This window comes from Streptomyces sp. H39-S7, from assembly GCF_027158205.1.
In the GTDB taxonomy this organism is placed as follows: Bacteria; Actinomycetota; Actinomycetes; order Streptomycetales; family Streptomycetaceae; genus Actinacidiphila.
Genome location: NZ_JAPVLU010000064.1, coordinates 25,588 through 37,960 on the forward strand (window position 1 = coordinate 25,588; position 12,373 = coordinate 37,960).

The 12,373-nt window shown below is 72.8% G+C and carries 9 protein-coding genes, 1 tRNA gene and 1 pseudogene; 6 read left to right on the forward strand and 5 right to left on the reverse strand.

All coding sequences use genetic code 11. The annotated features are described in order from the left end of the window. Positions 1-12: 12 nt before the first annotated feature. Entirely contained in the window at positions 13-1,455 is a 1,443-nt protein-coding gene (glmU, locus tag O3X23_RS38420) for a bifunctional UDP-N-acetylglucosamine diphosphorylase/glucosamine-1-phosphate N-acetyltransferase GlmU (protein WP_269278180.1), read from the reverse strand. 110 nt (positions 1,456-1,565) lie between these two features. Beyond that, positions 1,566-1,637, reverse strand: a tRNA-Gln gene (locus tag O3X23_RS38425). Positions 1,638-1,837: 200 nt separating this feature from the next. Here O3X23_RS38425 and O3X23_RS38430 point away from each other — a divergent pair. Further along, positions 1,838-2,821, forward strand: a complete 984-nt coding sequence (locus O3X23_RS38430) for an acyl-CoA desaturase (protein WP_269278183.1) — start codon at positions 1,838-1,840, stop codon at positions 2,819-2,821. A gap of 88 nt (positions 2,822-2,909) precedes the next feature. After that, on the forward strand, positions 2,910-3,515 hold the full coding sequence (locus tag O3X23_RS38435) for a TetR/AcrR family transcriptional regulator (protein ID WP_138354766.1): 606 nt from the start codon (positions 2,910-2,912) through the stop codon (positions 3,513-3,515). A gap of 55 nt (positions 3,516-3,570) precedes the next feature. Here the strand turns inward: O3X23_RS38435 and ppc are convergent, their stop codons facing one another. Then, positions 3,571-6,300 (reverse strand): phosphoenolpyruvate carboxylase, encoded by a 2,730-nt coding sequence (ppc, locus tag O3X23_RS38440; RefSeq protein WP_269278186.1) that lies wholly within the window; start codon positions 6,298-6,300, stop codon positions 3,571-3,573. A gap of 229 nt (positions 6,301-6,529) precedes the next feature. On the opposite strand from ppc, the gene O3X23_RS38445 reads away from it, so the two are divergent. Next, positions 6,530-7,894 carry a sensor histidine kinase gene (locus O3X23_RS38445; protein ID WP_269278188.1) on the forward strand — a complete coding sequence of 455 codons (1,365 nt, stop codon included), beginning with the start codon at positions 6,530-6,532 and terminating at the stop codon, positions 7,892-7,894. Positions 7,895-7,997: 103 nt separating this feature from the next. Here the strand turns inward: O3X23_RS38445 and O3X23_RS38450 are convergent, their stop codons facing one another. Both O3X23_RS38450 and O3X23_RS38455 read right to left on the reverse strand, forming a co-directional pair. After that, positions 7,998-8,489 carry an SUKH-3 domain-containing protein gene (locus O3X23_RS38450; protein ID WP_269278216.1) on the reverse strand — a complete coding sequence of 164 codons (492 nt, stop codon included), beginning with the start codon at positions 8,487-8,489 and terminating at the stop codon, positions 7,998-8,000. A gap of 59 nt (positions 8,490-8,548) precedes the next feature. Beyond that, a complete protein-coding gene (locus O3X23_RS38455) occupies positions 8,549-9,049 on the reverse strand; it encodes a YwqJ-related putative deaminase (protein ID WP_269278190.1) in 501 nt (166 codons plus the stop codon). A 254-nt stretch (positions 9,050-9,303) separates the two neighbouring features. Here O3X23_RS38455 and O3X23_RS38460 point away from each other — a divergent pair, with 254 nt between their 5' ends. The 3 genes and pseudogenes from O3X23_RS38460 to O3X23_RS38470 all read left to right on the forward strand — a co-directional run. After that, entirely contained in the window at positions 9,304-10,101 is a 798-nt protein-coding gene (locus O3X23_RS38460; protein WP_269278192.1) for a sensor domain-containing protein, read from the forward strand. A gap of 79 nt (positions 10,102-10,180) precedes the next feature. Next, positions 10,181-11,206 carry an SMI1/KNR4 family protein gene (locus tag O3X23_RS38465; RefSeq protein ID WP_269278195.1) on the forward strand — a complete coding sequence of 342 codons (1,026 nt, stop codon included), beginning with the start codon at positions 10,181-10,183 and terminating at the stop codon, positions 11,204-11,206. Positions 11,207-11,214: 8 nt separating this feature from the next. Beyond that, a pseudogene (locus O3X23_RS38470) lies at positions 11,215-12,373 on the forward strand (SUKH-4 family immunity protein); the annotation flags it as partial.

Sequence of the window (12,373 nt, forward strand, 5' to 3'; positions counted from 1 at the left end):
CCGGGAGTGCCGTTACTCACCCTGACCGGCTCGTTCGGCGGCCTCCGCGGCGGCGCTTCCGGGGCGCTTGCGCGCGACCCAGCCCTCGATGTTCCGTTGCTGGCCGCGGGCCACGGCCAGCGAACCGGCCGGTACGTCCTTGGTGATCACGGATCCGGCGGCGGTGTAGGCGCCGTCCCCGACTGTGACCGGTGCCACGAACATGTTGTCGGAGCCGGTCTTGCAGTAGCTGCCGATCGTGGTGTGGTGCTTGACCTCGCCGTCGTAGTTCACGAAGACGCTCGCGGCGCCGATGTTCGTGTACTCGCCGATCGTCGCGTCCCCCACGTACGACAGGTGCGGCACCTTGGTGCCCTCGCCGATCGTCGCGTTCTTCATCTCGACGTAGGTGCCGGCCTTCGCCTTCGCGCCGAGCCGGGTGCCGGGGCGCAGGTAGGCGAACGGGCCGACGGTGGCGTGCTCGCCGATCTCGGCGCTCTGCGCGACCGTGTTGCTCACCTGGGCGCCCGCGCCCACGGTGGTGTCGGTCAGCGTGCAGTTCGGGCCGACCTCGGCGCCCTCGGCCAGGGTGGTGGCCCCGTACAGCTGGGTGTTGGGCAGCACCAGGGAGTCGGGCGCGAACCCGACGGCCACGTCGACCCAGGTCGAGGCCGGGTCGACGATGGTGGCGCCGGCCAGCATCGCCTCGTTGAGCAGGCGGTCGTTGAGCGTGCGGCGGGCCTGGGAGAGCTGCACCCGGTTGTTGATCCCGGCGATCTCGCGGTGGTCCGCGGCGACCGCGGCGCCCACCCGGTGCCCGGCCTCGCGCAGGATGGCGAGGGTGTCGGTGAGGTACTCCTCGCCCTGCGCGTTGTCCGTGGTGACCTTGCCGAGCGCGTCCGCGAGCAACTGCGCGTCGAACGCGAAGACGCCGGAGTTGATCTCGGCGATCGTCAGTTGGGCCTCGTTGGCGTCCTTGGTCTCGACGATCCCCGACACCGAGCCGTCGGCGGCGCGCACGATCCGGCCGTAGCCGGCCGGGTCCGGCACCTCGGCGGAGAGCACGGTGACGGCGTTGCCGTCGCCCTCGTGCGTCGCGACCAGGGACCGCAGCGTTCCGTCGGTGAGCAGCGGGGTGTCGCCGCAGGTGATCACGACCGTGCCGGTGAGTACGACGCCCTGGGCCGACAGCGCCTCAAGAGCCATCCGGACCGCGTGGCCGGTGCCGAGCTGCTGGTCCTGCACGGCGGTGCGGGCAGCGGGGTCGATCTCGGCGAGATGGGCGGCCACCTGCTCGCGGGCGTGGCCGACGACCACGACCAGGTGTTCCGGGTCGAGCGCGCGCGAGGCGGCCACGACATGGCCGACCAGGGTGCGCCCGCAGATGGCGTGCAGGACCTTGGGCACGGCCGACTTCATGCGGGTGCCCTCACCCGCGGCGAGGACGACGACAGCAGCCGGGCGGTTGGGGCTCACGGAAGGGGCTCCTCGGCTTTGGGTGACGGACATCCGCAGGATACCGGGGGGTATGGGCGGAGAAACACGCACGGGTCCCGACCATGAAGGCCGGGACCCGCTCCTACAAGCTCCGCCGCCAGGACTCGAACCCGGACAAAGGGCACCAAAAGCCCCGGTGCTGCCAATTACACCACGGCGGACCGGCGCGCCTGAGCGCGCCTGCGCGTCCCTACTATGCCGCAAGCAACCACGTGAACGCGACGAGGTTCGGGGTACACGTAGTTACGGGGCGTCAGCCCTCCGGGCCTGTTGCCTGATGACGCGACGCTGCCATACTTACGTCGCCGTAGGTTACGGTTCCGTAGTAAATCCCCCCATACACCCCCGGTGAGGGACCTTCATGACCGCACAGGCCGACGTGATCACCGAGCCCCGAAACCCCGGGCCCGGCCAATTCGTAACCCTCGCCACCCTCGGTGGCGACAACAAGGGCATGACCGAGCGCATCACCCTCGGCGCCTTCATCGGCGTCCCCTTCGTAGCGCTGGTCGCCGCCATCCCACTGGTCTGGGGCTGGGGGATGAGCTGGCTGGATCTCGGTCTGATGGTCGGCATGTACTTCATCGGCTGCCACGGCATCACCATCGGATTCCACCGGTACTTCACCCACGGCGCCTTCAAGGCCAAGCGCCCGCTGCGGATCGCACTCGCCGTCGCCGGCTCGCTGGCCGTCGAGGGCCCGGTCGTGCGCTGGGTCGCCGACCACCGCAAGCACCACAAGTACTCCGACGCGGATGGCGACCCGCACTCTCCGTGGCGCTACGGCGAGACCGTCCCGGCCCTCATGAAGGGCCTCTGGTGGGCCCACATCGGCTGGATGTTCGACACCGAGCGGACCCCGCAGGAGAAGTACGCGCCGGACCTGATGAAGGACCCGGCGATCAGGATGATCTCCCGGCAGTTCCTTGCCTTCACCCTGATCTCGCTCGCGATCCCGCCGCTGGTCGGCGGACTGGTGACGATGTCCTGGACCGGTGCTTTCACCGCGTTCTTCTGGGGATCGCTCATCCGGGTGGGACTGCTCCACCACGTCACCTGGTCGATCAACTCCATCTGCCACGCGGTGGGCAACCGCCCGTTCAAGTCCCGCGACCGGTCCGGCAACGTGTGGTGGCTGGCCATCCTGAGCTGCGGCGAGTCCTGGCACAACCTGCACCACGCCGAGCCCACCTCGGCCCGGCACGGCGTGCTGCGCGGCCAGATCGACTCCAGCGCCCGCGTCATCCGCTGGTGCGAACAGCTCGGCTGGGCGAGCGACGTCCGGTGGCCCAGCAAGGAGCGGATCGCCGCCCGGCGTAAGGAGAGCATCAGTGAAGCGGCATGATTGACGCGTGAGCGACGGCAGCAGTACGAGCGGCGAGGGCCCGAACGGAACGACGGGTACGAACGCTCGGCGCGCGCGCCGGGTGCGGATGACGGGTAAGGAGCGCCGCGAGCAACTCCTCGACATCGGTCGCACGCTCTTCGCCGAACGTGGCTTCGAGGGCACCTCGGTCGAGGAGATCGCGCACAAGGCCGGAGTGTCCAAACCGGTGGTGTACGAGCACTTCGGCGGCAAGGAAGGCCTCTACGCCGTCGTGGTCGACCGGGAGATGCGCCGGCTCCTCGACATGGTCACCAGTGCCCTCACCGGTGGCCATCCGAGGGAACTCCTCGAACAGGCGGCGTTCGCGCTGCTCGACTACATCGAGCAGTACACCGACGGGTTCCGGATCCTCGTCCGGGACTCGCCCGTAGCCCAGTCCACCGGCACCTTCGCGTCCCTGATCAGCGACATCGCCACCCAGGTCGAGGACATCCTCGGCATGGAGTTCAAGAACCGCGGCTTCGAACCCAAGCTCGCGCCGATGTACGCCCAGGCACTCGTCGGCATGGTCGCCCTGACCGGCCAGTGGTGGCTCGACGCGCCGCAGCGGCCCGAGAAGGCCGAGGTCGCCGCCCACCTGGTGAACCTGTCCTGGAACGGGCTGTCGGGCATCGAGCCCAAGCCGCGCCTGATCGGGCACCGCAAGAGCTGAGCACACGGAAGCCCCCGGACGTCCGTCCGGGGGCTTCCGTGTGTCCTGGGCCGGGTCAGCCGGTGTTGCGCAGACCCGCCGCCACACCGTTGACCGTCAGCAGCAGGGCCCGCGAGAGCAGCGGGTCCGGCTCCTCGCCCCGGGCGGCCGCCTCGCGCTGGCGCGAGAGCAGGGCGACCTGGAGGTACGAGATCGGGTCGAGGTACTGGTCGCGGATGTGGAACGTCTGCGCCAGCGCCGGGTCGCCGGCCAGCAGCTCCTTCTCGCCGGTGATCCGCAGCACCTCCTGGACGGTGAGCGCGTGCTCGGCCTCGATGGTGTCGAAGACGTGCTTCAGCTCGTCGGGCACGAGGCTGTCCACGTAGTGCCGGGCGATCCGCAGATCCGTCTTGGCCAGCGTCATCTCGACGTTGGACAGGAAGTTGCGGAAGAAGTGCCAGTTCTCGTGCGCCTCGTCGATGACGGAGCCGAGACCGGCGTCCCGCGCGGCCTTGAGCCCGGAGCCGACCCCGAACCAGCCCGGGACGATCTGCCGGGACTGCGTCCAGCCGAACACCCACGGGATGGCCCGCAGCCCGTCCAGACCCGCGCCGGAGTCCGGGCGGCGGGAGGGGCGGGAGCCCAGGTGCAGCTCGGCGAGCTGGTCCACCGGGGTGGAGGCGAAGAAGTACGACGGCAGGTCCGGGTCCTCGACGAGGCGCCGGTAGGCGTTGTGCGCCGCGTCGGAGATGGTGTCCATCGCCGCGTCCCAGCGGGCCAGCGCCTCGTCGGACTGGCGCGGCGAGGTGTGCAGCGCGGACGCCTGCAGCGTCGCCGCGACGGTCAGTTCGAGGTTCTCCCGGGCCAGCGCCGGGATCAGGTACTTGTCGGAGATGACCTCGCCCTGCTCGGTCACCTTGATCTCGCCCTCCAGCGTGCCCCACGGCTGCGCGAGGATCGCGGTGTGCGAGGGGCCGCCGCCGCGGCCGACGGTGCCGCCGCGGCCGTGGAAGAGCCGCAGCCGTACGCCGTAGCGGTGCGCGACGTCGCGCAGCCGGCGCTGGGCGCGGTGGATCTCCCACTGCGAGGTGGTGATGCCGCCGAACTTGGAGGAGTCGGAGTACCCGAGCATGACCTCCTGCACGTCGCCGCGGAGCGAGACCAGCCGGCGGTACGACGGGTCCGCGAGCATCTCGTCGAGGATCCGGTCCGCCTCCTTCAGCTCGTCCGTCGTCTCCAGCAGCGGGACGATGCCGATCTGGGCGACCCCGCCGTGCAGGTCGATCAGACCGGCCTCACGGGCCAGCACGGCCGCGGCGAAGACGTCGTCCGCGCCCTGGCACATCGAGATGATGTAGGACTCGACGACCTCGGGCCCGAAGCGCGCGAACGCCTCGCGGATGGTGTGGAAGACCCCGAGGGTCTTCGCGCCGGCCGCGTCCAGCGGGGCCGGGGTGCCGGCCAGCGGGCGGCGGGAGCGCAGCTCCTTCGCGAGCAGCTTGCGCCGGTAGTCGCGCGGCATGTCCGCGTACCGCCAGGACTCCTCGCCGAGCCGGTCGAAGAGCTGGCCGAGCGCGTGGTGGTGGGCGTCCGCGTGCTCGCGCACGTCCATCGTGGCGAGCTGCAGCCCGAACGCGGCGAGCGTGCGGATGGTGCGTTCCATCCGGCCGTCCGCCATCAGCTCACCGCGGTTGGCGCGCAGCGAGGCCTGGATCAGCGCGAGGTCCTGCAGCAGCTCGCCGCTGCCCAGGTAGTCGCGGCCCGGGGCGTGCGCGCTGCCCGCGGCGAGCCGCTCGCGGGTGTTGACGAGCTTCTGCCGGATACAGGTGGCCTTGAGGCGGTACGGCTCCTCGGCGTTCAGCCGCTTGTAGCGCGGGCTGATCTCGGGGAGCGCCGCCAGGTCGGCGTCGAGCGAGGTGAGCAGCTCCGGGGTCGCGCCGCAGTTGCGGATCGAGTTGGAGAGCGCGCCGCGCAGCGTGTCCACCAGCTCCAGGGCGTCGGTGATGCCGTGCTCGTGCTGCAGGATCAGGACGTCCCAGGTGACCTCGGGGGTCACGTTCGGGTTGCCGTCGCGGTCGCCGCCGATCCAGGTGCCGAAGGTCAGCGGGCGGGTCTCGGGCGGCAGCGGCACACCGACCCGCTCCAGCTCGGCCGACAGGTCCTCCAGGACGTCGCCGACGGCACCGGCGTGCAGCTCGTCGAGGTAGTAGATCGCGTTGCGCGCCTCGTCGGCGGGCTCCGGACGCACCACGCGCAGCTCGTCGGTCTGCCACAGCAGGTCGATGTTCTCGGCCAGCCGCAGGTCCGCGCGGCGGCGGTCCCCGGTCCCCTCCTGGTGCGCGTCGAGCAGCTCGGCGATGCGCCGCAGCTTGTTCAGCACGCTGCGGCGGGCCGCCTCCGTGGGGTGCGCGGTGAAGACCGGCCGCACGTTGAGGTGCTTGACGGTCTCCCGGACGTGGTCCGGATCGGCGTCCTTCATCAGGTCCGCCGTCTGGCTGAGCAGCCCGCCCTCGGAGGCGCGGCGGGCGCGCAGCTCACGGCCGCGGTGCACCTGCTCGGTGACGTTCGCCAGGTTGAAGTACGTGGAGAAGGCACGCACCAGCTTCGCGGCGGTCTGCAGATCCGTCTCCCCTAGCAGGGCTGCGGCGGCCTCGCCGTCGGAGCGGGTCAGGGCCCGTACCTTCTCGACGAGGTCGAGTAGCTCCCGGCCCTCCTGGCGGACGAGCGTCCCGCCGAGGAGTTCACCCAGCCGGCGGATGTCGGCGCGCAGGGCTGGGCTGTCCGTTGCGTTGTCGGCGCTGCTCACAGGTGCGGCTCCTAGTGCAGTGGAAGGGGCGACGGCTGATCTCCCCGCCGGTGGAACGGCGAGGTGGGGCGGACCGCGCTGTCCGACCCGACAAGGATAGGTCGCGCCATCGCCGACCACGGCCCCCGCCCATTTGGCGGACACCCCTGAAAGCTCGCGGCGGACCCCCTGACCGGGCCGGGACACCGCACCCCCCTGCCCGCCGGGGACACGGCCTAGGCTGGACCGTATGAGTACGACGGGGGCGCACGTACCGGATGACAGGGGTGGGGGCCGAGTGAGGCCCGGCCCGTGGTGGTGGCCGAGGCGGCGCAGCCTGGTGCTCGACGCGACGCTGGCCGCCGTGTCGGCACTGGAGTGCTTCGTCGAAGGGGTGTCCTTCGCGGAGAAGACCGGGATCGAGCCCGGGATCGGCGCGATCTTCGGGCTGCTCGTCGGCGCGTCGCTGCTGCTGCGCCGCCGCTGGCCGATCGCGGTCGTGCTGCTGGCCATCGCGGTGACACCGGCCCAGCTCGGGTTCCTGCTCGGCATCGTCGGCCTCTACACGCTGGCGGCCTCCGAGGTGCCGCGCCGCATCACCGCCACCCTGGCCGTGATGACCGGGGCCGGCACGATGATCGTCGCGTTCATCCAGATGCGGGAGAGCCTGCGGCAGGACAGCGACACCCCGATGGTCGTCATCGTGATCACGTCGGTCCTGATGGCGCTGGGGCTGACCGCGCCGCCGGTGCTGCTGGGCCTCTACGTCCGGGCCCGCCGCCGGCTGGTGGAGAGCCTGCGGGAGCGGGCCGACGGCCTGGAGCGGGAGCTGACGCTGCTCGCGGAGAAGGCGACCGAGCGGGCGGAACGGGCCCGTTCCGACGAGCGCACCCGGATCGCCCGCGAGATGCACGACGTGGTCGCGCACCGGGTCAGCCTGATGGTGGTGCACGCGGCGGCCCTCAAGGCGGTCGCCCTGAAGGACCCGGAGAAGGCGTCCGCGAGCGCGGAGCTGCTGGGGGACATGGGGCGGCAGGCACTCAACGAGCTGCGCCAGATGCTGGGTGTCCTGCGGACGGCGCAGGTGGTGGGGCCGGCGGGCACCGGGAACACCCTGGCCTTCACGGAGCTGGGGGCGGCGCGCGCCGCCGGGCGGTCTTCCGGCGAGCGGGAGGACGGCTCCCTGGACGGGGCGTGCCTCGACCGGCTGGAGGCGCTCGTCGCGGAGTCCCGCGCGGCGGGGATGCGGGTCGAGCTGACCGTCGAGGGCGAGGCCAGGTCGTGCGAGGACCAGGTCGAGCGGACCGCGTACCGCGTCGTCCAGGAGGCCCTCACCAACGTCCACAAGCACGCCCCCGGAGCCGTCACGGAGGTGCGGCTCGCCTACCGGGACGCCGAGGTCGCCGTCCGCGTCCAGAACGGCCCCTCCGACGGCTCGCCCGCCGCGGCCCTGCCCAGCGGCGGCCACGGCCTCGTCGGGATGAAGGAGCGGGTCACCGCGCTCGGCGGCGGCTTCGTCGCGGGGCACACCGAGGCGGGCGGCTTCCGGGTCTCCGCCATGATCCCGTCCCTCCCCGCCGCCGTGGTGCCGACCGGCCCGCCGGCCGCCGGCTGAGCCCCTCCGGGGTGGGTGGCCCGGACGCGGCCGTGCGCGTGCCCTCCGGGGCCGGGGCGGTCCCCGCCGCCCGAGCTTGCGGCGCCCGGGGCGGCCGGCCCGGTCAGGCCGTCGTCAGGCGCTCCGGGCGGCCTCCCGCGACCAGGGTGGTCAGCGCGCCGTCGATGTCGGCGCCGAGGTACCAGTCGCCGGTGTGGTCGATGGCGTAGACGTGGCCGTCCGCGTCGATCGCGAGCAGCGAGCCCGAGCCCATCTCCTCGCCGAGCGGGGAGACCTCGGTCTCCAGCGCCCGCCCGAGGTCGGCGAGGGTCCTGGCCAGGTGGAGGCCGCGCAGCGGGTTGACCAGGACCGGGGTCGGGGCGATCTGCCGGCCGGGGCCGGTGGTGGCGGGTATCGCGAGGTTGCCGAACTCCGCCCAGGCCTCCACGGCCGCCGGGGAGACGGCGTGCCGGTGCCCGGCGGGGGAGGTGTGCGCGCGCAGCGCGTCCGCCCACACCTCGGCCTGCTTGATGTCCCAGCGGCCGGGCTGCCAGCCGGCCGACCGCAGCGCGGCGTCCACGCCGGCCGGGAAGCGGGTGCTCGGGGAACTCGGCATGCCGGCGGCGTTGTTCACGCCGTTCACGCTGTTCGGGTCCCGCGAGGCGTTCGGGTCGCTCACGCCGCCTCCGCCGACGGATCGATGGCCCGCACGCCGAAGTGCGCCAGCAGCGGCCCGCAGGAGCGGCAGGGCGGCGCGTACGAGCCGTGCTCGGGATCACCGTCCTCGCGTATCCGGCGGGCGGTGAGCCGCGCGCCACGCAAAGCCTTGCGGGCCTCACTCTGCGTGAGCGGCTTGCGGGCCGCGCGCTTGCTCCGCGAGGCGTCCGCGGCGGAGAGGAACCGGGAGAGCAGCACGGGCTCCGGACAGCGTCCGGTGAAGCGCTCGCGCTGGGCGACCGGCAGCGTGTCGAGGAAGTCCTGGATCACCGGATGCAGCGCCGGCGCCTGCTCGGCCTTGCTCCCGGTGCAGGTCAGCACCTCGTCACGGATGGACAGCGCGGCGGCGACGGCCGGCAGGATGCCGTCCCGCCGGTGCCGCAGAACGGGTGGCCCCGCCGTGTCCGCGCCCTTGGCGCTCCAGGTGAGCCGCGGGTCCGCGGCGTCCGTTGTCTGCATGGTTGGTGCGTCCTCCTGTCCGCCCGCCGGGGCGGGCGATCCCCCGTTTACGAGACTCAGAGTGCCAAAGGTGCCAGGAGGTGGGGAAGTCGGGTGCGGTGTGCGCAACATCTTGTGTGTCCCATGTCACCGTGTGGTGACGGATCGTCGGCGGAGTGGAAACGGCTTGGACGGGGCAGCAGATGGGCCGGAAGGATGGACGGCAGCTCGCACACGCGGGCGGAACGTTCCGTCCACGAGGGAGAGTTGCCCGCATGCGCGCTCGGTCCCGCACCACCACTCGCACCAATGTCCGTATCCGCCGGGCCGTCACGGCGGCCGCCGTGCTGCCCGTGCTGGCGCTGGCCGCCGCCTGCTCCGGCGATGACGGCGGGGACGGCGACGGGAAGGGCAAGGACGGCGCGACGACGGCTCCCGCGACCTCCGCCGCCGCGTCCTCGACCGGGGCCGCCAAGGCCCCGCTGACCGCCGCGCAGTTGAGGGCGGCGCTCGTCAAGGACGCCGACGTGCCCGGTTACAAGATCGAGGCCTCGAAGAACGAGGCGATGAGCCCCGACGACGCGATGACGACGGACAAGCCCGAGTGCCAGCCGCTCGCCGACCCGCCGAGCACCAAGCCGAAGTACGCGCGCAAGGCGTTCGTCGGCGCCTCGGTCGCCAAGGCCGACCCGGCCAACCTGCCCGCGAGCGTCGAGCTGACGCAGATGCTGCTCTCCAGCCACGCCCCCGGCGAGGCCGCGAAGATGGTGGCCGACATCCGGCAGGCCCTGGACAAGTGCACCGCCTTCACGTCCACCGACGGCACCGGCAAGAAGACCCCGTTCTCGATCAAGAAGGGCCCCGCGGTCACCGCGGGCGACGAGGCCGTGGCGTACGTGATGGCGGATGCCAGTGACAAGGAGGGCGGCACGGCCCTGGTCACCGTCGTGCGCACCGGCGAGGCCACCGTCACGTACCTGTCGGTGAAGGGGTCCGGACAGGCGGGCGACCCGCCTCTCGTCGTCGCCCGGAAGCAGGACACGAAGCTGAAGGCGGCGGAGGCGGCCGGCTGACCCGGACGGGGGCGGCGGCCATGCTTGCCACACCCCCTAGGCTGTGCTCATTACCCGGACGCAGCAGGGGGCAACCGCCATGACGACAGGTCGGCCAGGGCTGGGGGCACCTCCCAGCACCCGGACCGGGGGACGGACCGTGCCACCGAACGCGGCCTACGCCGGTCAGGTCGTGCACTTTCCCGACCCGGTGCGGGCCGCCCGGCACCCCCAGGGTGTCTGGATCGACGAGGACGGCTACCCGGACTTCTCGGCGTTCGCGAGGGCGGCGGCGGAGATCGCGGAGCCGCCCGAGGGCTTCGGCGTCGACGAGCTCCGGCTGACCGACTACGTGTCGGCCAACGCCGCGATGCACGCGGCGGGGCACGAGCTGTGGGGCAGCCTGCCGCCCGTCGCGACCCCGCACGGCTGGACCTGGCACCACGTGGCGGGCACCCGGCGGCTGGAGCTGATCCCCGTCGAGGTCAAGGCGCTGCTGCGGCACCACGGCGGCCTCGCCGCCTCGACCGCCGACCACTCCAAGCGCGGCACGCGCCCGCTCCAGGAGACCCGTCCCGTGCACTTCGGGCTGCCCAAGGCCACGCCCCACCACAGCGGGGTGGCGGTCACCGAGCAGCAGGTCCTGGACGTCGAGGAGGAGCTGGGCTACCGGCTCCCCGGCGCCTACCGCACGTTCCTCAAGGCGGCCGGCGGCTGCGCCCCCGTCGGGGTCGCGCTCGACCCCGACCTGGGACTGCTGCTGGACCAGCCGTTCTTCACGGTGCGGGACGAGGCCGCGGTCAACGACCTCGTGTACGTCAACAAGTGCCTGCGGGACCACTTCACCAAGGACTACCTGGCCATCGGGTACGTCCAGGGCGGGGTGCTCGCGGTGAAGGTCAAGGGCGACGGCACCGGCTCGGTCTGGTTCTGCGCCTACGACGACGCGCGGGACGGCGACCACTGGTCGTCCCCGCAGGAGCGGGTCGCGGAGCTGCTGCTGCCGTGCGGTGACTCGCTCGACGCGTTCCTGCTGCGGCTGGCGGGCGGTCCGCCCGAGCTGGAGACCGTGGCGAACCTGATGGTGGACGGCGGCTTCGCCGGCGCCGTCCCGGTGGAGGGGTGAAGCAGGGAATGGTCACTTTCGCGCAGGCGCAGGAGCGCGCCGAGCGGTGGATCAACGGTGACGTCCCGGCGTACCAGGCCCGCGAGGTGCGGGTGCGGGAGTTCGACCTGGGCTTCGTCGCCTGGTCCGAGCCCCGCGAGGACGGTCCGTCGAGCGATGACGGACAGGTGCGGCTGGTCATCGCGCGGGACAGCGGAGAGGCCACCTTGTGGCCGGGTCTGCCGGTCGGCGAGGTCATTCGCCGCTACGAGGAGGAGTACGGAGCGGTGCCGAACGACACCCCGCCGCCCCCGCCCCAGCGGCTCGATCTGGAGGCGACGTCCTTCCTGATCAGTCCGCCGCAGTGGCTGCAGGACGCGGCGGACAAGATGGGCATCCCGGACCGCCGCCCGGGCGCGGTCCCGGCCGACCCGGTCGTTCCGGCGCCGGTGCCCTCCCAGGCGTCGGCCGAGATCTCCTCCGAGGCCTGGTCGGGTCGTACCACCAGCGCGCCGGACGACTCCGTGTCCGTCCCCATCCCTGCCACGGTCTTCGCCCCGCCGATCTCCGACTCCGACGAGGCCCACACCCCGCCGTCGATGGCCGGCGCCGAGGCCAAGACCGAACTCATGCCGCAGGGCAGCTCGCTGCCCGCGACGATGATCGCCCCGCCGGACGGCGCCGGCTTCCCGATCGCGCCCGCGGCGCCCGGCCAGGGCCGCCCCGGCCGCCCCCCGGGCCCCGGTTACGGCGGCCCCGGCCTGCCGCCCCCGTCAGGACCGGGTGCGGCGCTGCCGCCTCCGTCAGGACCGGGCGTGGCGCTGCCGCCGCCCGCGGGTCTGGCGACCCCGGGCGGACCCGGCGGCCCCGGCACTCCCGGCCGCGGCGCCGCGGACATCGCCGACGCGGAGTCCGCGAAGGCGGTGCGCGGCAGCGTGCCGTCGGCCGGACCCGTACGGCGCAGCCCGGACGCCCCGCCGCCGCCCGGCGCGCCCGGTGCTCCGGACGGCGGGGGATACCTCCCGACGCAACTGGTGCCCGCGCGCAACCCGAACGACCCCGGCCCGGCCGCTCCGGGAGCGCCCGGCGGTCCGGGCGCTCCCGGCAGCCCGCCGTCGTCCGGCGGTGTGAACTACGCGGCGACGATGCTGGCAGGACCCGGCGTCGGCGGCCCGGGTGGTCCTGGCG